At 46.7% G+C, this 23,667-nt stretch carries 22 protein-coding genes; 9 read left to right on the top strand and 13 right to left on the bottom strand.

The annotated features are described in order from the left end of the window. Positions 1-13 precede the first annotated feature (13 nt). The gene (ahcY, locus tag ACYZ97_RS11790; protein ID WP_473299094.1) at positions 14-1,411 is read right to left on the bottom strand and encodes an adenosylhomocysteinase; all 1,398 of its coding nucleotides are present in this window, start codon (positions 1,409-1,411) and stop codon (positions 14-16) included. Between the two features lie 278 nt (positions 1,412-1,689). Between ahcY and ACYZ97_RS11785 the strand changes: the two genes are divergently transcribed. Both ACYZ97_RS11785 and ACYZ97_RS11780 read left to right on the top strand, forming a co-directional pair. Beyond that, entirely contained in the window at positions 1,690-3,627 is a 1,938-nt protein-coding gene (locus ACYZ97_RS11785; RefSeq protein WP_473299092.1) for an ABC transporter ATP-binding protein, read from the top strand. A gap of 103 nt (positions 3,628-3,730) precedes the next feature. Next, positions 3,731-4,744: a zinc-binding alcohol dehydrogenase family protein gene (locus tag ACYZ97_RS11780; protein ID WP_473299090.1), complete on the top strand. Its 1,014-nt coding sequence runs from the start codon at positions 3,731-3,733 to the stop codon at positions 4,742-4,744. 145 nt (positions 4,745-4,889) lie between these two features. Here ACYZ97_RS11780 and ACYZ97_RS11775 read toward each other — a convergent pair whose 3' ends face one another. The 5 genes from ACYZ97_RS11775 to ACYZ97_RS11755 all read right to left on the bottom strand — a co-directional run bounded on the left by ACYZ97_RS11775 (position 4,890) and on the right by ACYZ97_RS11755 (position 8,929). Beyond that, positions 4,890-5,192, bottom strand: coding sequence for an HPr family phosphocarrier protein (locus ACYZ97_RS11775; protein ID WP_473299089.1), 303 nt, complete (start codon positions 5,190-5,192; stop codon positions 4,890-4,892). Continuing rightward, positions 5,192-5,602, bottom strand: a complete 411-nt coding sequence (locus ACYZ97_RS11770) for a PTS sugar transporter subunit IIA (RefSeq protein WP_473299087.1) — start codon at positions 5,600-5,602, stop codon at positions 5,192-5,194. The genes ACYZ97_RS11775 and ACYZ97_RS11770 overlap by 1 nt, the downstream gene beginning before the upstream one ends. 260 nt (positions 5,603-5,862) lie before the next feature. Next, positions 5,863-6,315, bottom strand: a complete 453-nt coding sequence (locus ACYZ97_RS11765) for an HPr kinase/phosphorylase (protein ID WP_473299085.1) — start codon at positions 6,313-6,315, stop codon at positions 5,863-5,865. A gap of 16 nt (positions 6,316-6,331) precedes the next feature. Beyond that, the gene (locus ACYZ97_RS11760; RefSeq protein ID WP_473300702.1) at positions 6,332-8,035 is read right to left on the bottom strand and encodes a stimulus-sensing domain-containing protein; all 1,704 of its coding nucleotides are present in this window, start codon (positions 8,033-8,035) and stop codon (positions 6,332-6,334) included. Positions 8,036-8,203: 168 nt separating this feature from the next. Beyond that, on the bottom strand, positions 8,204-8,929 hold the full coding sequence (locus ACYZ97_RS11755) for a response regulator transcription factor (RefSeq protein ID WP_473299084.1): 726 nt from the start codon (positions 8,927-8,929) through the stop codon (positions 8,204-8,206). Between the two features lie 328 nt (positions 8,930-9,257). On the opposite strand from ACYZ97_RS11755, the gene ACYZ97_RS11750 reads away from it, so the two are divergent. From ACYZ97_RS11750 to ACYZ97_RS11735, 4 genes are all read left to right on the top strand, one after another. Then, entirely contained in the window at positions 9,258-10,853 is a 1,596-nt protein-coding gene (locus ACYZ97_RS11750) for a phosphoenolpyruvate carboxykinase (protein WP_473299082.1), read from the top strand. An 82-nt stretch (positions 10,854-10,935) separates the two neighbouring features. Further along, positions 10,936-11,367 carry an alternative ribosome rescue aminoacyl-tRNA hydrolase ArfB gene (arfB, locus tag ACYZ97_RS11745; protein ID WP_473299080.1) on the top strand — a complete coding sequence of 144 codons (432 nt, stop codon included), beginning with the start codon at positions 10,936-10,938 and terminating at the stop codon, positions 11,365-11,367. 62 nt (positions 11,368-11,429) lie between these two features. After that, on the top strand, positions 11,430-11,891 hold the full coding sequence (lysM, locus tag ACYZ97_RS11740; protein ID WP_473299078.1) for a peptidoglycan-binding protein LysM: 462 nt from the start codon (positions 11,430-11,432) through the stop codon (positions 11,889-11,891). A 64-nt stretch (positions 11,892-11,955) separates the two neighbouring features. After that, a complete protein-coding gene (locus ACYZ97_RS11735) occupies positions 11,956-12,567 on the top strand; it encodes an alpha-ketoglutarate-dependent dioxygenase AlkB (protein ID WP_473299076.1) in 612 nt (203 codons plus the stop codon). A 20-nt stretch (positions 12,568-12,587) separates the two neighbouring features. Here the strand turns inward: ACYZ97_RS11735 and ACYZ97_RS11730 are convergent, their stop codons facing one another. Then, the gene (locus ACYZ97_RS11730; RefSeq protein ID WP_473299074.1) at positions 12,588-12,824 is read right to left on the bottom strand and encodes an Lrp/AsnC ligand binding domain-containing protein; all 237 of its coding nucleotides are present in this window, start codon (positions 12,822-12,824) and stop codon (positions 12,588-12,590) included. A gap of 119 nt (positions 12,825-12,943) precedes the next feature. Between ACYZ97_RS11730 and ACYZ97_RS11725 the strand changes: the two genes are divergently transcribed. Continuing rightward, positions 12,944-13,336, top strand: a complete 393-nt coding sequence (locus tag ACYZ97_RS11725) for a DUF930 domain-containing protein (protein ID WP_473299072.1) — start codon at positions 12,944-12,946, stop codon at positions 13,334-13,336. A 262-nt stretch (positions 13,337-13,598) separates the two neighbouring features. On the opposite strand, the gene ACYZ97_RS11720 is transcribed toward ACYZ97_RS11725, so the two are convergent. Both ACYZ97_RS11720 and ACYZ97_RS11715 read right to left on the bottom strand, forming a co-directional pair. Then, on the bottom strand, positions 13,599-14,336 hold the full coding sequence (locus ACYZ97_RS11720; RefSeq protein WP_473299070.1) for a L,D-transpeptidase: 738 nt from the start codon (positions 14,334-14,336) through the stop codon (positions 13,599-13,601). A gap of 91 nt (positions 14,337-14,427) precedes the next feature. Then, positions 14,428-15,585, bottom strand: coding sequence for a M20 aminoacylase family protein (locus ACYZ97_RS11715; RefSeq protein ID WP_473299068.1), 1,158 nt, complete (start codon positions 15,583-15,585; stop codon positions 14,428-14,430). A 104-nt stretch (positions 15,586-15,689) separates the two neighbouring features. Between ACYZ97_RS11715 and dapE the strand changes: the two genes are divergently transcribed. Next, positions 15,690-16,871: a succinyl-diaminopimelate desuccinylase gene (gene dapE / locus ACYZ97_RS11710; protein WP_473299067.1), complete on the top strand. Its 1,182-nt coding sequence runs from the start codon at positions 15,690-15,692 to the stop codon at positions 16,869-16,871. A 64-nt stretch (positions 16,872-16,935) separates the two neighbouring features. Here dapE and pmtA read toward each other — a convergent pair whose 3' ends face one another. From pmtA to dnaK, 3 genes are all read right to left on the bottom strand, one after another. After that, the gene (gene pmtA / locus ACYZ97_RS11705; RefSeq protein ID WP_473299065.1) at positions 16,936-17,535 is read right to left on the bottom strand and encodes a phospholipid N-methyltransferase PmtA; all 600 of its coding nucleotides are present in this window, start codon (positions 17,533-17,535) and stop codon (positions 16,936-16,938) included. 77 nt (positions 17,536-17,612) lie between these two features. After that, positions 17,613-18,761, bottom strand: a complete 1,149-nt coding sequence (dnaJ, locus tag ACYZ97_RS11700; RefSeq protein WP_473299063.1) for a molecular chaperone DnaJ — start codon at positions 18,759-18,761, stop codon at positions 17,613-17,615. Between the two features lie 110 nt (positions 18,762-18,871). Beyond that, positions 18,872-20,779: a molecular chaperone DnaK gene (dnaK, locus tag ACYZ97_RS11695; protein ID WP_473299061.1), complete on the bottom strand. Its 1,908-nt coding sequence runs from the start codon at positions 20,777-20,779 to the stop codon at positions 18,872-18,874. Between the two features lie 250 nt (positions 20,780-21,029). On the opposite strand from dnaK, the gene ACYZ97_RS11690 reads away from it, so the two are divergent. Then, positions 21,030-22,019, top strand: a complete 990-nt coding sequence (locus ACYZ97_RS11690; protein WP_473299059.1) for an aldo/keto reductase — start codon at positions 21,030-21,032, stop codon at positions 22,017-22,019. Here ACYZ97_RS11690 and ACYZ97_RS11685 read toward each other — a convergent pair. Further along, entirely contained in the window at positions 22,016-23,551 is a 1,536-nt protein-coding gene (locus ACYZ97_RS11685) for a YifB family Mg chelatase-like AAA ATPase (protein WP_473299057.1), read from the bottom strand. The two genes, ACYZ97_RS11690 and ACYZ97_RS11685, sit on opposite strands and share 4 nt — an antisense overlap. Positions 23,552-23,667: the final 116 nt, after the last annotated feature.

Raw genomic sequence — 23,667 nt, 5'->3', positions numbered from 1 at the left:
CGGCCTTTGTTTTTTAGTAGCGGTAATGCTCGGCCTTATAAGGACCCTGTGGGCTAACACCAATATAATCGGCCTGCTCTTTGGAAAGTTCAGTCAGTTTGACACCAAGACGGTTAAGGTGCAAACGCGCTACTTTTTCATCCAGATGCTTGGGCAATACATAAACATCATTCTTATACTGATTACCACGGCAAAACAGTTCAATTTGCGCCAAGGTCTGATTGGTGAAAGAGGCCGACATGACAAATGAGGGATGACCGGTAGCATTACCAAGATTGAGCAAACGGCCTTCAGAAAGCAGAATAATGCGTTTACCATCAGGGAACGTGATCATATCAACCTGTGGCTTGATATTGGTCCATTGCAGATTTTTCAGGCTGGCAACCTGAATTTCATTATCAAAGTGGCCGATATTGCCGATAATCGCCATATCCTTGGCCGCACGCATATGTTCGATACGGACAACATCCTTATTACCGGTTGTAGTAATAATAATATCGGCCGTTGGCGCCGCTTCTTCCAATGTTACCACTTCATAGCCATCCATGGCGGCCTGAAGCGCACAGATTGGATCGACTTCCGTTACCTTCACACGCGCACCGGCACCTGAAAGCGAAGCGGCCGAACCTTTGCCCACATCACCATAACCACAGACGACAGCGGTCTTACCGGCCATCATCACATCGGTGCCGCGACGGATACCGTCAACCAACGATTCCTTACAGCCATATTTATTATCGAATTTCGACTTTGTCACACTATCATTGACATTGATCGCCGGGAAAGGCAGCTGACCTTTTTTGCTCAGCTGATACAAACGGTTGACTCCTGTTGTGGTTTCTTCTGTCACACCCTTGATTGCATCACGCTGGCGTTTAAAGAAACCCGGCGTTGCCGCCATACGTTTCTTGATCTGGGCAAAGAGGACTTCCTCTTCTTCCGATTCTGGCTTGGAAAGCACATCTTCTCCAGCTTCAGCGCGTGCACCAAGCAGAATATACATCGTGGCATCGCCACCATCATCAAGAATCATATTGGACGGTTCGCCATCCGGCCACTGGAAAATTGCATCTGTATAGCTCCAATACTCTTCCAGTGTCTCACCCTTGACGGCAAAAACCGGCGTACCGGTTGCAGCAATAGCTGCTGCGGCATGATCCTGTGTCGAGAAAATATTACATGATGCCCAACGCAAATCCGCACCGATCGCTTTCAAAGTCTCGATCAGGACAGCCGTCTGAATTGTCATATGGAGCGAACCGGAAATACGGGCGCCGCGCAATGGCTGTGAAGGACCAAACTCTTCACGGCAGGCCATTAAACCCGGCATTTCTGTTTCTGCAATATCCAATTCCTTGCGTCCGAAATCGGCAAGGGCGATATCCTTGACAATATAATCTTGAGCCGCCATGTGCATCTTCCTTCCATGATTTTCTTTGCCGCGGTTTAACATGTCACCGCATCAAGCGCAATGCAGACATAAAGAAATCTTTATATATCAAAATTTTGTTCCATATCATGGCAATCACTGCTTTATTCCAATTAATAAAAGCTAATTCGTAAAAACAATCGAAGCAAAACCACTTTTTCCATATAAAGAGCAGACAAATACGACATCAAGCCTTGTCACTGTCGCACTTTCGCGATAGAAAAATGCCACTTATGATACTTTAAGGATCAAAGATATTCATGGCTAAAACACAGCTGTCAGAACAGGACAAGCAACTTATCAAACGCCTGTTCAAGGAAAATTTTAAAAAACATGCACCCCTTTATGCAAAAGCCATTGTGGCCATGGTCGTCATCGCCCTGATGACATCAGCCAGCGCATGGATCATGAGCCACATGGTTAATAATCTTGTTGTCCTGAAAGACCTGCATAAAGTCCTTCTTGTCGCAGTAGGCATTGCAGCTATTTTCATTACCAAGGGTGTTGCCAGCTATTTCCAGACAGTCTATCTCAGCCGCGCCGGCAATAGCATCATCTCATTACAACAGCGTAAAATCTATGATAAGCTGGTTAGTCAGGGTGTGTCATTTTTCCAAAGCAATGCCGCTTCTGATCTGCTGATGCGTGTTACCAGCAGCGCACAATCGGCACGATCCATGATCGACATGGTGGTAACCACCTATGTGCGCGATGTGATTTCAGTCATCTCGCTTGTCGCCTTGATGATCTGGAAAAACCCCTGGTTGACAATCCTCGCCTTTATTGTCGGTCCATTGACATTTTTTCTGGTTCGTAATGTCCTGAAAAAAGTCAAGAAATTGATGGGCAAGGAATTGAAATCCTACACCGAAATCATCCAGGTTGTACAAGAAACCTCTACCGGTATCCGCGTCGTCAAGGCCTTCGGACTAGAGTCGCAAATGTCCTCGCGTATGAACAAGGCCGTCAAGGATGTCGAAAATCGCGCCAACACCATTTCAAAGTTACAAGCAGCAACCAATCCTGTCATGGAAACAATGGCCGGAATTTCTATTGCTATCGTTGTCGGCATTAGCGGTTATATCGTGCTTGAAAAGAACGGAACCCCCGGCGATTTGATGACATTCATCACGGCCATGATTCTGGCTTACGAACCTGCCAAGCGCCTTGCCAACAGCCGCATTAAACTTGAGACACAACTGGTCGGCGTACGCATGATGTTTGATGTGCTCGATCATCCCTTGACCATGTATGAAGAAGCGGATGCGAAAGACCTTCCGGAAGGCAAAGGGGAAATTATATTTGAAGATGTACGTTTTTCCTATGTCGACAATCATGACGTACTCCACAATATCAACCTATCAATCCCCAGCGGCAAAATGACAGCCCTTGTCGGTCCTTCAGGGTCAGGAAAATCGACCATGATCAATCTGATGATGCGCCTTTATGATCCTGTTGGTGGGAAAATCTACGTTAACGGACAGGACATCAAATACGCCACATTTGCTTCACTGCGCCAACGCATGTCCTATGTCGGGCAGGATACTTTTCTTTTTCAAGGCTCAGTCAAGCATAATATCGGCCTTGGCCGTACCGATGCCAGCGAAGAAGAGATCATTGAAGCTGCCAAATCAGCCAATGCTCATGATTTCATTATGAATCTACCGGATGGCTACGACACAGATGTCGGTGAAAACGGTAATAGGTTATCGGGCGGTCAAAAACAACGTATTGCTATCGCCCGTGCCATGTTGCGCAACAGCGATATCCTGATCCTCGATGAAGCTACCAGTGCTCTGGATTCTGAATCTGAAGCCCTGATTCAAGAAGCCTTGAACAGATTGACCAAGGGACGTACAACCGTTGTGATCGCCCACCGTCTTTCAACCATTGCCCGTGCCGACCAGATTGTCGTCATGCAGCATGGTGGTATTGTCGAGAAAGGCCGACAGAGCGAGTTGTTAAAAATTGAAGGCGGGCTTTATAAAAAACTGCATGATATACAGTTTCGCCATGCCCATTCTGACAGTTTCAATGATTCAGAAATTGAAACTACACTCGACGAAAATCCGCCCAAAAAACAATCCAAGGCTACGGCAAATAAGGAAAAGCCAGCCCATAAGCCTACTCAAAAAATGGCCGAAAAGCCGGTGAAAAAAGCCCCCATTCGCAAGAAAACCAAAACGGTACAACGCTAGATTCCATATCTGGGCAATCGCTAAGACATCACTTATCTCTTGGCAGATTGTCCATTAACGCCTAGAGTTTGACAGTGGTGAATACAAACGGGAGTCAATCTTTATGAAAGCTGTCGGTTACTATCAATGCCTACCGGTCGACAATAGCGAATGTCTTCAGGATATCGATGTCAAAGATCCAGTGATGAGCGATGAGGATTTGCTCATCAACATCAAGGCTGTCAGCGTCAATCCGATTGATGTCAAAACACGCACAAGCGCCGAACCAACTGATCATGCACCCCGCATTCTGGGTTTTGATGCCGCAGGCGTTGTCATCGACATGGGCAAGAATGTTCAAGGTTTCAAAAAAGGTGATGAAGTCTTTTATGCAGGCTCTATCCATCGTGATGGTTCCAATGCACAGATGCAGGCTATCGACTATCGTATCGTTGCGCACAAACCTGAAAGCGTCGACTTCAAAACAGCAGCGTCCCTTCCGCTGACCACGCTCACCAGCTACGAGATGCTGTTTGAACGCATGAATATCAAAAAACCGGTCCATGACGGCAAGAATGCTCTGCTGATGGTTCCCGGCGCAGGCGGCATCGGTTCGATTGCCATTCAGCTGGCACGCCACTTTAGTGACGCGGTTATTATTGCCACAGCGTCACGGCCAGAGACCAAAGACTGGGCGTTGAAAATGGGCGCCCATCATGTCATCGACCATAGCAAAACCTTGGCATCACAGCTTGAAGAAATAGGATTTGCCAAGGTTGCCTATATATTTTCAACGGCCAATTCTGGCGGCAATCGTTTGCAATATGCTGATATTATTGCGCCACAAGGCCATATCGGACTCATTGATGGGCCACAGCAATTCGATATTGTGCCCTTTAAAGCCAAAAGTATAGCACTCCATTGGGAATCCATGTTTACCCGTTCGCTCTATACAACATCCGATATAGCCCGACAGGGTGAGATTCTCGCTATCCTTGCCAAGCTTGTCGATGAGGGCACAATCAAGCCGACACTGACAAAAAGTCTAGCACCAATCAATGCAGAAAATTTACGTAAAGCCCACCAGATGATTGAAACCGGAAAAACCATCGGCAAAATCGTACTGGAAGGTTTCTAATATAAACAGCCGGACAGCAATGTCATAATTCATAAGGATGATGGTGACGTGCATATACGTATATGTGCGCACAATTTTATGCTGACATTACCGCTGGATACATATCGGAAGGATATTACAAGTAAAAAATACCTGTAAAAACCGTTCAGCACTCTTCGCCGAAGCGATCATTGACCAATTTTTCCAAGGCGTCCAGCACTTCAACGGCCTGCGCCCCCCGGGCAGAAACATTGATGGAACAACCAGGAGAAGCGGCCAACATCATCAATCCCATAATTGAAGTTCCGCCAACGACCGCGCCATCTTTTTCAACTTCGACAATGGCATCAAAAGCATCAACCGTCTGGACAAATTTGGCTGAAGCGCGCGCATGCAAACCACGCTTGTTACAGATATTAAGCGTGCGAGAGAAACCGCAGCCTTCATCATTGATACTCGCGTCAGCCATTAATCATCATCCGTCAGGATCATACTGGGGACATTGATGTATTTACGGCCTGCCTCACGGGCAGCTCGTAAAGCATCAACCAACGACATATCACAACATTGACGCACACTGGTCAACTTGATCAGCATTGGCAAATTGACACCTGCGATTACTTCAACCTCGCCCTCACGCATGACAGAAATTGCCATATTGGAAGGTGTTCCCCCAAACATATCGGTTAGAATAATCACACCGTGTCCTTGATCAACAGCACTGACGGCCTTGACAATATCATCACGCCGCTGATCCATATCATCATCAGGACCAATACAGACAGTCGCAAAATTCTGTTGCGGACCGACAACATGCTCAACAGCATGGAGAAACTCTTCAGCCAAACGGCCGTGGGTAACCAGAACCAAGCCGATCATTTGTCTACACCTTTACCGGAAAAGCTGTACAAAGTTTGATACCTACAAATCTGATCTATCGGGTGCCATGGCTTACACGCGGGTTGAAACAAATGCAAGACTCCACCTTAATACTGCAAATCGCCCAACTATAATCACAAGGCGATCTCGCATATACTACCCTTTTGAGACAGATACCCATCTTGGCAATCTCTCTGCCGAGTGCAAGCAAAATCTTCATTTCACCCAAAAAAAGTACCAATACACATTAAAAAATACGATTAGCGCCGCGGCTGCCATATTGAGCCAAAAAGAAAGGCCTCTATTGCCTGACATATAACAACAGCATCCCAGATACCAAGCGCCGCAAGACGACGCATAGGTAAATCCACCCCACAACAGGAATATAACGGATCAGAAGGAAACCGCTCATAATCCTTGCCAAGCCGGACAACATGGCTCAATGTCGCATATTCAATTACCGGCAGCTTAAAAAGGCCTGCTCCGATAATTTCAATACCACCACATAGATTTTGTGGTGACCGTGCAATCAGATAATCGCCCTCACGCGTAATTTGCGTATAATCATCACTGACCAATACTGCCTGACGGCCATTTTGGCGGGCACGTTCAATCAAAGCCAACGTAATAGCTGATTTGCCGCTACCGGAATCTCCAACAATCAATAAACCGCAATCTTCCAGTTTCAAACAATTGGCATGTTGTGTTTCCATGACACATCCTCAACCGTCAGCCTTTAACCGCCGGCAAATGAATAATAAAACGGGCGCCTAAAATATGATCCTTATCGGTAGGATCGCTTATGTTTTCAGCATTCAAAGTCCCGCCATGTGCTTCAATAATCTGCCGGCTGATAGAAAGACCAAGTCCCGAATTATTGCCAAATCCCTCGGTCCCCGGACGATCTGTATAAAAACGCTCAAAAATACGTTCGATATTTTCCGCACTAATCCCGGGGCCATTATCCTCGACAATGATTTCAACCTGATGGTGTTTCTGCTGCATATGGATACGGATCTTGCCATCTTTTTCAGGAATAAACGAACGGGCATTCTCTACCAGATTGGAAATAACCTGTCCCAAACGCAGATCATGACCAGCCACAATGTAATGACGATCCCCCGAAAGCGACGCTATATCAAGATCAATTGTTGCCGCAATATCATTACGACGCACTTCTCGCGCCGCCCGCACCAGATTATCCAGCAGACTGGATAAATCAACGCGGTCTTCTATTTCGCGTGCCAGTTCAGCATCAAGGCGCGATGCATCGGAAATATCGGTAATCAGACGATCAAGGCGCCGTACATCATGCTGGACAATCTCGAATAAACGTTTTTTAGCTTCATCCGTTTTAGCAAGTGGCAATGTCTCGACAGCACTGCGCAAAGATGTCAACGGATTTTTAAGTTCATGACTGACATCCGCGGCAAAACGCTCAATCGCATCAATACGCGCATAAAGCGAACTGGTCATATCACGAATAGAAGCCGACAGATTGCCAACTTCATCCTGACGATCGGAAAAATCTGGAATCTCAACACGCTGGTTGGCGACATGACGAACACGATCAGCCGCCGCAGCCAATTTGCGTAAAGGGCTGGCAATAGTTGATGCCAAAAATAGAGACAAGATAAGTAGAACAGCACCGACAACCGCAAAAACCTTGAAGATCGCCATCCGTTCAGCACGTACGATATTATCAATATCAGAACCGACAGTCGATAAAAGCAAAACGCCCACCACCGCATGATAACGCTGGATCGGCACAGCAACCGAAACAACCAACTCACTACGTTTGTTACGTCGCTGTGCTGTTGCCGGTATACCGCTCATTGCTTTGACCACTTCCGGATAAACCGCACCGGTTCCACCAAGCTGGTCACCATCAAGATGATAATCCATGCCGTAAATTTTGTTGGAAAGCCAGATATGAAACCACTCTAACCAACTAGGTTGATCCTCGGCAATTGGTGGCAAATTATAACTTAAAACCTGTCCGCTTGAATAAAGAAGCCTTGAATCCAATAACAGATTGGCATCACGATCAAAAATACGCGCACGTGTTGTCTCCGGTGAAATGATACGACGCAATAGGGGAGCTACACGCTCCGGATCAATCGGAAAATCCCAATTATCCGTTGAATCCGCTTTGGGTGTAACACTCTCACCCGCCTGTAATTCCATCAGCTTTTCCGGATCAATCAGGATTGAATTGGTATTGGCTGTTGCCGAAGCTGCAATGGCACCGGCAATAATCTTACCCTGGGTACGCAAACTTTCAATCTTGGCATCAATCAAACCATCACGAAACTGGTTGAGATACATAATGCCGACAACCAATACGCCTAACGCTGCCAGATTAAGAATAACAATACGTCGGGTCAGACTGGAAAAGAAAAGCTGTTCGAAAATACGGTGGACGCGTGTCATAAGACGACGGATACGCGACCGCTTCCGAAGCGATGAAACGACCAGTTTCGCCTCGGGCTTATGGTCTGCCTCTTCAATATGTACGCCCATACAGCTTGGAACCTATCAATAGAACGGCGAATAATAGACGATCCTCCTGAGAACCACCCCAATCACACGTTTAAATCATCACGCCTCGCGGAAACGATACCCGACACCGTAAAGTGTCTCAATCATTTCAAAATCGTCATCAACCTGTTTGAATTTTTTACGCAGCCGTTTGATGTGGCTATCAATCGTGCGGTCATCAACATAGACCTGATCATCATAGGCAGCATCCATCAATGCATCACGGCTTTTCACGACGCCCGGACGCTGGGCCAATGCATGTAAAATAAGAAACTCAGTAACCGTCAAAGTTACCGGCTCGCCTTTCCATGTACAGGTATGGCGCTCCTGATCCATTACCAAATGTCCGCGTTCAAGCGATGATGAAGCCGTAGCCAGCGTTTTCCCTGCCGATTCACCGCGCGCGGCCGCACGGCGCAAAACCGCACGCACACGCTCGATCAGCAGACGTTGTGAAAAGGGTTTGGTAATAAAATCATCCGCACCCATTTTAAGGCCGAATAATTCGTCAATTTCATCATCCTTGGAGGTCAGGAAAATAACAGGCAAATCAGATTTCTGACGCAACCGGCGCAACAGCTCCATGCCATCCATACGCGGCATCTTGATATCGAAAATAGCAAGATTAGGCGCACGCGCGGATAACCCCTCCAATGCAGACGCACCATCGGTGTAAGTCTCGACCTTATAACCTTCCGCTTCCAAAGCAATAGATACAGAAGTCAGAATATTACGGTCATCATCAACGAGTGCGATCGTCTGGGTGGTTGTCGCGACATCTTTCATGGCAAGTAACTTTCTCTTTAAACAGTGGTGGTGCTTATCACCGACATTGCATCATTGTTAATGCATTTCTTTGCTTTTTGTAGGACAAATTGAGTACAAATTGTGGCGTCGATGCTAATCTCTTTGATTTTACATCAAAATTTTTTCTAAAACACCTAGAAAAACCAGCTTCCCATATGGCTTTAAGTGCCAGTTATACACATTTTAAAAAATTTAAATTTTTTTTAAATCGATTAAAAGTTTGAAATAATTATTATTTTCTGCTTTTGAGAGGAACCTTGTCTGTTTACAGGCTTCATGTTCAACCAAAATACTATGCGGAGATACCATGAAAGAGATCGGCATTTTCAACCCTAAAGCCTCTCTAACAACATTCGGGCTTAAAGATCTGGGCACTGTCCAGTATAATCTTACACCAGCCCTACTCTATGAAGAAGCAATCCGCCGCAATGAAGCCAAGATTACCGCTCAGGGTGCGCTGGTTGCCTATACCGGTCAGCATACCGGCCGTTCGCCGCAGGATAAATTTATCGTCTGCACAAAAGAAACCGAACCACATGTGTGGTGGGATAATAACAAGCCCATGACACAGGAACAGTTCGATATTCTCAAAGCCGACTTTATCGAACATGCCAAGGGCAAGGATCTATTTGTCGAGGATCTGGTCGGCGGTGCCGATGCAGCCAATTCCATTCGCGCCCGCGTAGTTAGCGAATATGCATGGCATGCGCTTTTCATCCGCAATCTGCTTATCCGTCCTGAACTGGATACACTAAAAGACTATGTTCCACAAATGACCATCATTAATCTGCCGTCCTTCAAGGCAGATCCAAAACGTCATGGCTGCCGCACTGAAACCGTTATTGCCTGTGACTTCACCAATATGGTCGTCTTGATCGGCGGCACATCCTATGCCGGTGAAATGAAAAAATCGGTCTTTACTGCATTGAACTATCTTCTTCCTGCCAAAGGCGTTATGCCAATGCATTGCTCGGCCAATGAAGGCAAAAACGGTGACACCGCGATTTTCTTCGGCCTTTCCGGTACCGGTAAAACAACACTTTCAGCCGATGCAACCCGTACTTTAATCGGGGATGACGAGCACGGTTGGGGCAAAGACGGCATTTTCAACTTTGAAGGTGGCTGCTATGCCAAGGCAATCCGTCTATCGGCAGAAGCCGAACCGGAAATCTACGCAACCACACAGCGCTTCGGTTCCGTTCTGGAAAACGTTGTCATGAACGATCTGCGCCAGCCTGATTTTGATGATGGCTCGCTCACAGAAAATACCCGCTGCGCTTATCCGCTCGACTTCATTCCCAATGCCAGCCCGAACGGCAAAGGTGGCCAACCTAAAAATATTATCATGCTGACAGCTGATGCTTTCGGCGTTATGCCGCCCATCGCCAAGCTGACCCCGGCACAGGCTATGTATCACTTCCTTTCAGGCTATACTGCCAAGGTTGCCGGTACCGAAAAAGGCGTAACCGAACCAGAAGCAACCTTCTCGACCTGCTTCGGCGCTCCATTCATGCCGCGCCATCCATCAGAATATGGCAACCTTTTGCGCAAATTGATTGCAGAACACAAGGTAGACTGCTGGCTGGTTAATACCGGCTGGACCGGTGGTGCCTATGGTATCGGCAAACGTATGCCGATCAAAGCAACGCGTGCCCTTCTGACTGCGGCTCTCGATGGTTCCCTCAAGAGTGTCTCTTTCCGACACGATGACAATTTCGGCTTTGAAGTGCCAACCGCTGTTCATAATGTCGATACAGCCATTCTTGATCCGCGTTCAACATGGGCCGACAAAACAGCCTATGACGCTCAAGCCAAAAAACTTGCTGGCATGTTTGTGAAGAATTTTGAAAAATTCCTCGATCATGTCGATGCAGATGTTAAAAACGCTGCGCCAAACGTCTGATTGTTCCAACACTTTGATAATTAAAAAGACCCGGTCAATGCCGGGTCTTTTGTTTTCTATATAATCAACTATAACACTGTCTATGAAGGAACAACATATCTGGATCACCCGTTCTATTTTTATCTCGCCCGATCATTGGGAAGAAACATTTATTCGCGCCAGCGGTCCAGGGGGACAAAATGTCAATAAAGTTGCATCAGCCGTACAATTGCGCTTTTTTGCAATCAATGCAGGATTACCAGAAGATGTATATATACGTCTGATAAAACTGGCCGGACAGCGGGCAACCAAACAGGGTGAAATTGTCATTGAAGCTAGTCGCTTTCGCACACAAGAAAGAAATCGGGCCGACGCACTCGAACGACTGGTCAACCTTATTAAAAAAGCAGCTGAACCGCCTCCATTACCACGAAAAAAAACACGGCCAACCAAAGGCTCGATTGAGCGGCGTCTAAAGGCAAAAACGGATCGTTCAAACATTAAAAAACTACGTGGTCGTATCAACGATCAATAACAGCTCTTGAAATCTTCCAGATTGCTCTATCTGTTTTTAGACAACAGGCAAAGGAGCACATTATGGGACTATTTAGTTTTTTAAAATCTGCAGGCAGCAAGTTGACCCAAGGCGAAGCAGTACCCGAGGCCGTCAATATCAAATCTGCTTTAAACAATTACAAACTCGACACTGACAAAGTCGAAATCTCGATTAATGGCGACAAAGCCATATTATCGGGTGAAATCAAAGATCAAGAAACTTTTGAAAAAGCAGTTATGGCTGTCGGTAACACATTGGGCATCAGTACCGTCAACACCGATAATCTGAAAATTACTGATGCAAAATCAACGAACACACCCCAAACACGCTTCTATGAAGTAAAGAAAGGCGATACTCTTTGGAAAATTGCCGAAAATATTTATGGTTCAAGCCACGGCGATAAAAACAAAATTATTTTTGAAGCCAATCGCCCGATGTTGTCATCCCCTGACAAAATCTATCCCGGCCAGTCACTACGCATACCATCCTTGGCGGATAGCTGATCCATCATATACAAACCAAATTCCTTACTTGCGGCGGGTCTTCCGCCGCTTTATTGTTTCTGTTATGATCGACTTCAACGGCTTCCACTATTATCCGGAATATTTACTCCGTTACGCTCAACAGAATTTGCTTGAAAACATCCGTGATATTGTTGCCCAAGCACCATTATATACACCTCTTATGCCCAAAACCGGCAAAGCTATGAGCGTGCGGCAAACCAATTGTGGCAAACTGGGCTGGGTGACAGACAAACAAAATGGTTATCGCTATCAACCGACCCATCCCTTAACCGGTAAAAATTGGCCGCCAATTCCTGATCCACTGCTCAAGCTCTGGAACAATTTAAGCCATTACCAAATGCCGCCCGATGCATGCCTGATCAATTTTTATGAACCCGATGCAAAAATGGGACTGCATCAGGATAAAGACGAAAAAGCGCTTGATGCACCCGTCATTTCTATCTCTTTGGGTGATAGCTGTCTATTCCGTATGGGCGGCACAAACCGAAGTGACAAAACACAATCCCTACGTTTAAACAGCGGCGATATCATCGTCTTTGGCGGCAAAGCACGCCTTGCCTATCATGGTGTTGACCGCATATATGCGGGCACATCCACATTGCTTAAAAAGCCGGGCCGTATCAACCTAACCTTGCGGCGTGTATATACGATTTAAAAACACCCTGATAAAACAAGCTAGAATGCTGTAAAGGTCAGCGTTGTCAACGAACGGGTAATGCCAGGAATATCCAGAATATTATCATTGATGAATTTGCCAATGTCCTGACCTTCTTCAATATAAATTTTGGCCAATAATTCAAACTCGCCACTGGTTGAATAGAGTTCGGACACAATTTCGCGTGCATAAAGTGTATCCGCTACCTTATAGGCAGTGCCCGGGGCGCATTGCAATTGTACAAAAACCGGCTTCATCTTCATTCTCCATCGAACTATTTCATTCACAAAACATGGAATTGATGCCGAAATCAACTTCCTTTCTTGCCATTGCCAAAAAACCACGGCAAAATACGCAAAAATTAAAAAAGAGTCCGATGAAAACTTTTAAATTGATCATAACCGGATTATTCAGTTTTTTGCTGTATTCATCCGCCTTCTCCATGAACCACATCGAAGAAAAACAGCTACGCGCCCTTGATCCACAGACACGCCTTGAACAAAGATGCGATATTGAAGCCATGGACCGCCTCAGCCATGACACAAAAATAGCTGCCGACAAGGTTCTGGCATATGCTTATAGCGACCCACAAATGGGCAAAAACCATATCAAGGCCAAAGGTGCGGCCGTTCGTGCAAAAGGTAAATGGTATCATCTTTCATTCGAATGTCGCTTGGATGATGACCATATGACCGTGAAATCATTTTCCTATCAAATTGGTAATCTCATTCCCCGCAGCCATTGGGACAAACACTACCTCGTTCCATAAACCAATCTACAATCTGCCCCATACAACAGGTTGCAAACAAAATTTTATGAAATAATATAATAATAACAATATGATAGAATATTTTTATATTATTTTTTAAAAAAACAGACAACAATATGGAACAAATTCCCATCTGTATCGTTTTCATGATACCAAGCCAATAAACGGCAAGGTTCAGGACGCCCGACATAATTGCCCCCGCTTGATTTGTCGGGCGTCCAAATACTTATAAAAAGCATTGATAGGGATTTTCCAGCAATCCTTATGCTACAACAATCGGTGTGCCGACAGGAACACGGTTATAAAGATCGATAATGTCCTGATTCATCAGTCGGATACAACCCGACGACATCGACTGTCCAATCGACCACCATTCTGGCGAACCATGAATGCGATAGCCGGTATCACGACCATTTTGATAAATATAGAGAGCCCGCGCACCAAGTGGATTCATGGCCCCCGGTTCCATGCCATTTTTATATTTGACCAGTTCCGGCTGACGGCCAATCATTTCAGGTGGCGGTGTCCAACGCGGCCATTCGCGCTTCATCGCGACCTGTGCCCGCCCAGACCATTCAAAACCGGCCTTACCGACCCCCACGCCATACCGCAATGCATCACCATCCGGCTGGATATAATATAAAAAATGATCCTTCACATGGATAACAATCGTTCCCGCAGCTTCATTCGTAGGATTCGGCACGATCTGGCGTATGAACTGCTTCGGTAGCCTATCATAAGGAATAGCCTGTAACTGATACGGGCCTTCGGTAACCGCTGCATACATTTTTTCCGGCGCGGTAAAGTTAGCATCAACACCAATTTTAGGCCGTGGTATAGTTGCCGTTGTTGTTGGATCAACACCACCCTGACCGACCGACATAAGTCCGTCGCTCATACAGCCGGACAAAACAGCAGGCATAAGGGTAGCCGCACCGGCGCCCAGAACAGATTTCATCAAAAATTGACGACGAGATAAATGAAAAACAGTTTTGACCATGATCTAGCACCCAGCATAAAACAGATGCCATTATCCCCTTTTATGATTGCTCAAATCTTAAAATAATCAAGCAACAACCTAGAATCAGAACCTAAGAAAGATATTTTTTGGCCAAAGCCGCCCAATAAGTCGCGCCAACAATCAATGCGCTATCATTAAAATTATAGAACGGACTATGCAGACCAGCACTGTCTCCATTCCCTAGAAACAGAAAACTTCCCGGACAATTTTCCAACATCACTGAAAAATCCTCACTGATCATGACCGGCGGATAATGCGCATCAACCTTGTCTTGCCCTAATATTTGCTGGGCAACCTCTGTTGCAATCTGTTTTTCATCCACATGATTGATAACCGCAGGTGTATCACGCAGATATTCAACCGTACCGGAAGCTCCGAAGGATAGTGCCTGCTGATGGACAATGGTTTTAATCCGCTCTTCCATCATCTGACCCACATCTTTTGAAAAAGACCGGATTGAAAGTTTTAGCTCAGCCTTATCCGGAATAATGTTGGAGGCTGAACCGCTCTGGAAGGAACCGACTGTTACAACTGCCGTCTGCATGGGCGAAACATTGCGGCTGACAACCGATTGTAAAGCCATAACAATAGAAGAAGCGGCGACAATAGGATCAATACTTGCTTCTGGCGACGCACCATGCGCCCCTTTACCCTGAATCGTTACATTAACTGTATCTACAGCCGCCATCATCGGCCCGTCACTGATTGCAATTTGACCAACCGGTATACCCGGCCAATTATGAAGACCAAAGACATGGTCGACCGGAAAACGATCGAACAATCCATCTTCAACCATCAACCGCGCACCGCCAAAACCTTCTTCAGCCGGCTGAAAAATAACCTGAAATATACCATTGAAATTCTTTGTCTCAGCCATGTAGCGGGCAGCTGCCAAAAGCATAGTTGTATGCCCATCATGGCCGCAAGCATGCATAACACCCGGGTTTTTACTGGCATAAGACAGATTTGTTTCCTCATCAATCGGCAATGCATCCATATCGGCACGAATACCAATACTCGTCTTAGCATGCCCCGCTTTCAAACGTCCGACAACACCAGTGCCACCAACATTACGGGTTACTTCATATCCCCATTTTTCCAAAAGGTCGGCGACAATGGCACTCGTACGGAATTCCTGACGGGACAATTCGGGATGCATATGAAAATCACGCCGCAACGCAATCATTTCATCTATAAATCCGTCTATATGATCGCGAATCTTCTGCATATAATCATCCCGTTCAAACTTCCCGATAAAAATCATTGTTAGCATATATAGCCGACCACACGAATAGTATTTTCTTAAAAGCCAAAACCCGTTACAACCATTTTATGGATACATTGACCAACCCCGTAAAAATTCTTGCCGAACTCATCCGCTGTCCCTCTGTGACACCAGCGGAAGGCGGTGCTCTGGCACAGCTAGAAACATGGCTGAAACCCTTGGGGTTTGAAGTCGACCGGCCCGTCTTTAAAGACAAAGCAACGCCCGACATTGAAAATCTCTATGCCCGGATGGGCCATGAGGGACCGCATCTGATGTTTGCCGGTCATACCGATGTTGTCCCGACAGGTGATGTCAACGCTTGGTCACACCCGCCTTTTTCCGGCACCGTTGAAGATAGTTTGATATATGGCCGCGGTGCTGTTGATATGAAAGGCGGTATTGCTGCCTTTATCGCAGCCTTGGCACGCATCAAGGCCCGCGGTGAAATCAACGGCTCTGTTTCCATGCTCATTACCGGCGATGAAGAAGGCCCCGCAATTAACGGCACCGTCAAATTACTGGAATGGGCTAAAAACAAAGGCGAAAAATGGGATGCATCCATTGTCGGCGAACCAACCAATCCCAATGCAATTGGTGATATGATCAAGATCGGTCGGCGCGGTTCACTTTCCGGCATCTTGACGGTTCATGGTCGACAAGGTCATGTTGCCTATCCAGACCGTGCCGATAACCCGATACGGCCACTGCTTGGTTTTGCCAATGCATTATTAGCCCAGCCGCTTGATAACGGCACAAATGATTTCCAGCCTAGCAATCTCGAAATCACAGCCATTGATACACATAATACGAGTGTCAATGTCATTCCGGAAAAGGCCATTTTGCGGTTTAACATCCGCTATAATGATTGCTGGACAAAAGAAAGCCTACAAGAAGAAATTGAACAGCGGTTGCAAATGGCGCATCAAGCCATCAATAAAAAACGTGATACCCCTGTTATAATGACACTTGAATGGGTCACGAGTCCGGGTGGTGTCTTTCTGACAAAAAATGACCGGTTGGTTGAAACACTGAATCAGGCCATTAAGACCGTTACAGGCAAAAAAGCAGAACTTTCAACTTCGGGTGGTACATCGGATGCCCGTTTTATCAAAGATTATTGCCCTGTTGTGGAATTCGGCCTTGTCGGACACAGCATGCATCAGATTGATGAACATACATCTATCGACGATCTGGAAAAATTGACCCTTATCTATGAACGCTTTATCGAGGATTTCTTTAAAGCCTGACTTTTTACATATAACAAGGCCATGGAATCTTTACAGCAATAGATGAGCTGCATACCTTTTTCCGTCAGTTAATCGGCCGACGATAAATCCATAAGCGTGCCGGTGGTACATTACGCATAACAAAATCATAATGCTCGACGGTATAATTACCCTTATGTGGCGGAACCGGAGATTTTGGACCATAAGTAATCTGGATAATAGGCCGTCCTTCAGGAATGCGATAAAGCAGATCCTCAATCAATTCCACACGCTGCGGCACCGGTATCAAGGTCAATGGAATGGCACAAACCACACAATCGAAGGTCGCATCACACATATCACCCAATGTGATATCCAGATTGAAAGCATCTCCGCAAATAATATTGACATCTGGAAACTTGACCCTGAGATGGGCAGCGAAATCTTCACTATATTCAACGCAATAAAGATTTTTAGGTTTGACCCCGCGGGCCAGAATAGCCTTGGTAATAACACCAGTTCCCGGCCCCAATTCCAATACCGGAAGTCCTGAATGCGGATCAACAACACTGGCCATACGTTTAGAGGTGACCGATGATGTCGGCAAAATCGCGCCTACTTTTTTAGGACCGTCCATCATGCCTTTGATGAATCTAAGCTCTTCGCCAAACTTATTGGCAAGCCTCTTTTTCAGTCCATTGACCATTTGTTCCTCCCGAACAAAATAGAAGGATAGCACATAACGTGTTCATCCGCCTATGCATAACTACAATAAAAGATTGTCTATTTTGTGTTATGCGAACCAACAGAATCAAAAAAATCCTTCATACGCGAGAAAAAGCCATGAGACTGCGGCGAATTTTCCGCTTCATTGGAAATTTTTGCAAATTCCTCCAGCAAAGTACGCTGTTTTTTGCTGAGTTTCTGCGGTGTCTCAATGGAAACCTGTATATAAAGATCACCGGTCGCCTGCTGGCGTAGAACTGGCATACCCTTACCCTTGAGACGGAATTGTTTGCCGTTCTGGGTACCTTCCGGCACTTTGACACGGGTCTTGGTACCATCAAGCGTAGAAACCTCGAATTGACCACCCAAGGCAGCTGTTGTCATTGAAATCGGCACACGACAATAAAGATCGGCACCGTCACGCTGAAAGAATTCATGCGGATGCACAGAAAGGAAGATATATAGATCGCCTGTGGGACCTCCACGCGTACCGGCCTCACCTTCACCGGCCAGACGGATACGTGTACCATCTTCAATACCAGCCGGAATATTAACGGAAAGCGAGCGTTCTTCCTCAATCCGGCCTTGCCCCAGACATTTAGAACATGGATCGGAAATAATTTCGCCACGACCATGGCAGGTCGGGCAAGGTCGTTCAACCGAGAAGAAACCTTGTGATGCGCGAACACGACCAGAGCCCTGACAAGTTCCGCATGTCGTCGGTTTGCTACCCTTTTTGGCACCCGAGCCTTCACAAGCCTCACATTTTATAGATGTCGGCACACGGATTTGCGCGGTTTTACCATGGTAAGCCTCTTCGAGGCTGACTTCCATATTATAACTTAAATCGGCGCCACGCTCACGCCCATCAGAACGACGGCGACGTCCGCCACCCATCATTTCGCCGAAAATATCCTCAAAAATATCAGCAAAACCACCCGCAGCGAAACCACCACCAAAAGGATTGCCGCCACCACCGCCGTTTTCAAAGGCTGCATGGCCAAAACGGTCATAAGCGGCGCGCTTTTGCGGGTCTTTCAAAACTTCATAAGCTTCGCCGATTTCCTTGAATTTATGTTCGGCCTCTTTATTATCCGGATTGCGATCGGGATGATACTGCATGGCAAGTTTGCGAAATGCAGACTTAAGCGTTTTTTCATCGCATTCACGCGTCACGCCAAGCACTTCGTAATAATCGACCTTCATCACTAACCCTTCAACATTGAAACTGGTTTACATCTAAAAGCAAAGCCCGACAGACTGTTTCCACACTGCCGGGCTTTTGCCACATCTTTTACATCAGGTTCAGCCCGGACTTATTTCTTGCTGTCGTCGATTTCTTCATAATCGGCGTCAACAACATCATCATCCTTAGCATCAGCTGCGGCATCTTTTGCGGCATCAGCTTCTGCTTCAGCCTGACTGGCCTCATACATAGCCTGACCCAATTTCATAGATACTTCAGCCAGCTTTTCCGTCTTGGCCTTGATATCGGCTGCATCATCGCTTTCAATGGCCGCCTTCAGATCGCTGACAGCATTTTCAATGGCCGACTTGTCATCCCCTGAAACCTTATCACCATATTCAGACAAGGACTTTTCGGTCGAATGGATCAGGGCTTCAGCCTGATTTTTAGCTTCTACACCTTCACGACGCTTCTTGTCATCCTCGGCATTGGCTTCCGCATCCTTGACCATTTTTTCGATATCGGCATCCGAAAGACCGCCAGAAGCCTGAATACGGATCTGATGTTCCTTGCCTGTGCCTTTATCCTTGGCCGAAACATTGACAATACCATTCGCATCAATATCGAATGTCACCTCGATCTGCGGTACACCGCGCGGTGCAGGTGGAATACCGACCAGATCGAACTGGCCAAGCATCTTATTGTCAGCCGCCATTTCACGCTCACCTTGGAAAACGCGGATCGTCACAGCCGACTGGTTGTCATCAGCAGTCGAGAAAGTCTGCGATTTCTTGGTCGGAATAGTCGTATTGCGTTCGATCAACCGTGTAAACACGCCGCCCAATGTTTCAATACCCAGTGACAATGGTGTCACATCAAGCAACAACACATCCTTGACATCACCCTGAAGCACACCGCCCTGAATAGCTGCGCCCATGGCAACAACTTCATCAGGGTTAACACCCTTGTGCGGTTCCTTACCAAAGAAGCTCTTCACGGTTTCCTGAATTTTCGGCATACGGGTCATACCGCCGACAAGAACCACTTCATCAATTTCAGCCGCACTCAAACCGGCATCTTTCAAAGCAGCCTTACAAGGCGCGATTGTACGCTGGACGAAATCATCAACCAGACTTTCAAATTTTGCACGGGTCAATTTCATAGCCAAGTGCTTAGGACCTGACTGGTCAGCCGTGATAAAAGGCAGGTTGATTTCAGTCTGCTGAGCAGAAGACAACTCAATCTTGGCCTTTTCGGCAGCCTCTTTAAGACGCTGCAGGGCAAGTTTGTCATTCTTTAGATCAATACCTTGTTCTTTCTTGAATTCATCGGCCAGATATTCGACCAGACGCATATCAAAGTCTTCACCGCCCAGGAATGTGTCACCATTGGTCGATTTTACTTCAAAAACACCATCACCGATTTCAAGAACTGAAACGTCGAATGTACCGCCGCCAAGATCGTAAACGGCAATCGTTTTGCCATCTTTTTTATCCAAACCATAGGCAAGGGCAGCCGCTGTTGGCTCGTTGATAATACGCAAAACTTCAAGACCGGCAATTTTACCGGCATCTTTGGTCGCCTGACGTTGAGCATCATTAAAATAGGCCGGAACAGTGATAACGGCCTGTTCAACCTTTTCACCAAGATAGGCTTCTGCCGTTTCTTTCATTTTCTGCAATGTCATAGCTGAAATTTGTGACGGCGAATATTTCTTGCCTTCTACTTCTACCCATGCATCACCATTGTCACCTTTGACAATATCATACGGGACAAGCTTTTTATCCTTGGCAACCATCGGATCATCAAAACGACGACCGATCAAACGCTTGACCGCAAAAATCGTACCTTCTGGATTGGTAACAGCCTGACGCTTGGCTGGCTGCCCGATAAGGCGCTCACCACCATCGGAAAAAGCGACAATCGACGGAGTCGTACGTGCACCTTCCGCATTTTCAATAACCTTCGCGCTTTTGCCATCCATGACAGCAACGCAGGAATTGGTCGTTCCCAAGTCAATACCGATAACTTTTGCCATTCTACTCTCCTTTAGCAAGCCGCAAGGACCTCTACCGAGCATTCCTGATAACGGCTCCTTACACTTTTAAAGCCCGAGACCGGCTTGTAAAAAACCTGTTTCGAACTTTTCTTTGGCGTATATAAGGGCGCATATCGGCAGGTGCAAGGGATTATGACAATGAATTATCGCTCTCACCCATTTTTTACTTTAAATAACGCCCTTGACACCTCTATCATCCATATACGCCTACAAGATCAAAGGTAAAAATATGCAACAGCGCACACTCGGGCAATTGGAGGTCTCAACTCTCGGCCTCGGCTGCATGGGCTTCACGCATAGCTACGGCCATGCTGACCGGCAAACTGCGATCAAGACCATTCATCATGCCTATAAAAAAGGCATAACACTCTTTGATACGGCTGAAATGTATGGTCCCTTTGAAAATGAAGTTCTGGTAGGTGAAGCCGTCAGGCCTTTTCGCAATAAAATAAAAATTGCAACCAAATTCGGCTATGATATCCTCATCAAAAATGGCAAACCCAAACGCGGTGACGGTCTCAACAGCCGCCCCGAGCACATTCGTGAAGCCGTTGAAGGCTCATTAAAACGATTGCAAACCGATTATATTGATCTGCTCTATCAACACCGTGTGGATCCCAATGTGCCAATTGAAGACACTGTCGGCGCAATGGCCGATCTGGTCACCCAGGGAAAGGTACTCCATCTTGGACTTTCCGAAGCATCTGCCTCCACTATTCGGCGCGCCCACAAGGTCCATGCGATTAGCGCCCTGCAAAGCGAATATTCGCTTTGGACACGTAACCCGGAAGTCGACATTCTTGCAACTTGTGATGAATTAGGTATCGGCTTTGTTGCTTTCAGCCCCCTCGGACGTGGATTTTTAACCGGAAAATTCAGCATCGAACAAATGGATAAAAATGACAATCGCCGTTTGTTGCCGCGCTTTAGCGAAGAGGCCATTGCCCACAACCAAAACCTTGTTGATGATTTAAAGCGCATGGCTGACACTAAAAATATAACAACGGCACAATTAGCTCTGGCATGGGTGTTGCATCAACGCCCATCATTGGTCGCCATTCCCGGCTCGCGTAAAATAGAGCACCTTGAAGATAATCTCGCCGCTGCCAATATCCAATTTTCGGATGATGATCTAGCTCATATTGCCAATATATTGGCACAACACAATATTATCGGCGAGCGTTATAATGAGCGCCAATCAAAAGTATTGAACGGCTAACACGCTATTGCTGCCAATCGCTCATTGCCCAAACGGTAAGACAGGGCTTCAGCGAGATGTTTACGGCCAATTTTTGACGCAGCATCAAGATCGGCTATGGTTCGTGCAACTTTTAAAACCCGATGATAGGCACGTGCCGATAATTGCATTTTTTCACTCAATTGGCGCAGCAAAGCAAGACCGGCTGTATCCGGTTCGGCTATTTTCTCAATAATAGCCGCCGGACATTGGCTGTTAGTGCGCACATGCTCCATACCAAGCGCCAAAAATCTCTGCTTCTGTCTTTCACGCGCCGCTGCAACACGCTGTGCCACAACACGGCTTGGCTCGGATGATGAGGGCGTCATCAAATCATTTGCACTCAAAGCCGGAACTTCAATGCGCAAATCAATACGATCAAGCAGAGGACCGGAGATACGCGCCTGATAATCTGCCTGACACCGTGGACCACGCGCACATGTATGACCTGGTTCACCAGCCATGCCACAACGACACGGGTTCATCGCCGCCACCAACTGGATACGGGCAGGATAGTTGACATGATGGTTGGCCCGCGCCACAACACATTCACCACTTTCCAATGGCTGACGTAATGAATCGAGCACCTGCGGTGAAAATTCGGGGAATTCATCCAAAAACAGAACACCGTTATGCGCCAAAGATACCTCGCCCGGCCTTGCCTTATGACCGCCACCGACCATAGCCGCCATTGAAGCTGAATGATGGGGTGCACGAAACGGACGATGCATAGAAAAAGCCTTACCTGTTATCTCGCCAGCAATTGAAGCAATACGTGATACATCCAGCAATTCATGCGCATCCAGAGGCGGTAAAATCGATGGCAAACGCTCGGCTAACATTGACTTACCAGCGCCCGGCGGACCAACAAATAGAAGATTATGTCCACCGGCAGCCGCCACTTCAAGCGCGCGTTTGGCGGCCTGCTGGCCTTTGATGTCGGCGAAATCAGGTAGATTATCCTGCATGATATATTGCGCAGGCTCAGGACGGCGCATCACCTGACTACCTTTGAAATGATTAACCAGCGCAAGCATGCTGACGGGTGCGAGTATGTCCAGATCATCACCGGCCCAAGCGGCTTCACCGCCACGAGAACAAGGACAGATTAATCCTTTACCAAGCGCTACGGCACCCATCGCAGCAGGTAAAACACCATTAACCGGTGCAATCGAACCATCCAGAGACAACTCGCCCATAACAACATATTTTTCAGCCAAATCGGCGGGCAAAATACCCATACCCACCAATAAGCCGACAGCGATCGGTAAATCGTAATGCGAACCTTCCTTAGGTAAATCGGCAGGTGCAAGATTAACAGTCACCTTCTTAACCGGCATCGAAAGACCTGAAGCATGCAATGCGGCCTGCACCCGCTCACGACTTTCCGCAACCGCCTTATCGGCCAAACCGACGATACTCATCCCCATTTTTCCCGGTGCAATCATAACCTGCACATCAACGGGCACAGCCTCGATTCCTTGAAATGCTACCGTGGTTATATGCGCAACCATTGATGATCTCCCGCTCTCTTTATCGTTTGCAAAACTGCCATAAAGCTTTTTTAAATGCAAGAACAATAGGTGAACAAAATGATTTTATATCATCACTCGGCGTCAGATTTAACATT

The sequence above is a fragment of the Bartonella sp. bp_1 genome, assembly GCF_055808085.1.
Note: the sequence above shows the minus strand (reverse complement) of the source record. Positions and strands in the feature narration are given on the sequence as shown.

Bases quoted from the DNA above. Each gene is read 5' to 3' on its own strand.
- ahcY (WP_473299094.1), bottom strand. From the start codon at position 1,411: ATGGCGGCTCAAGATTATATTGTCAAGGATATCGCCCTTGCCGATTTC.
- ACYZ97_RS11785 (WP_473299092.1), top strand. From the start codon at position 1,690: ATGGCTAAAACACAGCTGTCAGAACAGGACAAGCAACTTATCAAACGC.
- ACYZ97_RS11780 (WP_473299090.1), top strand. From the start codon at position 3,731: ATGAAAGCTGTCGGTTACTATCAATGCCTACCGGTCGACAATAGCGAA.
- ACYZ97_RS11775 (WP_473299089.1), bottom strand. From the start codon at position 5,192: ATGGCTGACGCGAGTATCAATGATGAAGGCTGCGGTTTCTCTCGCACG.
- ACYZ97_RS11770 (WP_473299087.1), bottom strand. From the start codon at position 5,602: ATGATCGGCTTGGTTCTGGTTACCCACGGCCGTTTGGCTGAAGAGTTT.
- ACYZ97_RS11765 (WP_473299085.1), bottom strand. From the start codon at position 6,315: ATGGAAACACAACATGCCAATTGTTTGAAACTGGAAGATTGCGGTTTA.
- ACYZ97_RS11760 (WP_473300702.1), bottom strand. From the start codon at position 8,035: ATGACACGCGTCCACCGTATTTTCGAACAGCTTTTCTTTTCCAGTCTG.
- ACYZ97_RS11755 (WP_473299084.1), bottom strand. From the start codon at position 8,929: ATGAAAGATGTCGCGACAACCACCCAGACGATCGCACTCGTTGATGAT.
- ACYZ97_RS11750 (WP_473299082.1), top strand. From the start codon at position 9,258: ATGAAAGAGATCGGCATTTTCAACCCTAAAGCCTCTCTAACAACATTC.
- arfB (WP_473299080.1), top strand. From the start codon at position 10,936: ATGAAGGAACAACATATCTGGATCACCCGTTCTATTTTTATCTCGCCC.
- lysM (WP_473299078.1), top strand. From the start codon at position 11,430: ATGGGACTATTTAGTTTTTTAAAATCTGCAGGCAGCAAGTTGACCCAA.
- ACYZ97_RS11735 (WP_473299076.1), top strand. From the start codon at position 11,956: ATGATCGACTTCAACGGCTTCCACTATTATCCGGAATATTTACTCCGT.
- ACYZ97_RS11730 (WP_473299074.1), bottom strand. From the start codon at position 12,824: ATGAAGCCGGTTTTTGTACAATTGCAATGCGCCCCGGGCACTGCCTAT.
- ACYZ97_RS11725 (WP_473299072.1), top strand. From the start codon at position 12,944: ATGAAAACTTTTAAATTGATCATAACCGGATTATTCAGTTTTTTGCTG.
- ACYZ97_RS11720 (WP_473299070.1), bottom strand. From the start codon at position 14,336: ATGGTCAAAACTGTTTTTCATTTATCTCGTCGTCAATTTTTGATGAAA.
- ACYZ97_RS11715 (WP_473299068.1), bottom strand. From the start codon at position 15,585: ATGCAGAAGATTCGCGATCATATAGACGGATTTATAGATGAAATGATT.
- dapE (WP_473299067.1), top strand. From the start codon at position 15,690: ATGGATACATTGACCAACCCCGTAAAAATTCTTGCCGAACTCATCCGC.
- pmtA (WP_473299065.1), bottom strand. From the start codon at position 17,535: ATGGTCAATGGACTGAAAAAGAGGCTTGCCAATAAGTTTGGCGAAGAG.
- dnaJ (WP_473299063.1), bottom strand. From the start codon at position 18,761: ATGAAGGTCGATTATTACGAAGTGCTTGGCGTGACGCGTGAATGCGAT.
- dnaK (WP_473299061.1), bottom strand. From the start codon at position 20,779: ATGGCAAAAGTTATCGGTATTGACTTGGGAACGACCAATTCCTGCGTT.
- ACYZ97_RS11690 (WP_473299059.1), top strand. From the start codon at position 21,030: ATGCAACAGCGCACACTCGGGCAATTGGAGGTCTCAACTCTCGGCCTC.
- ACYZ97_RS11685 (WP_473299057.1), bottom strand. From the start codon at position 23,551: ATGGTTGCGCATATAACCACGGTAGCATTTCAAGGAATCGAGGCTGTG.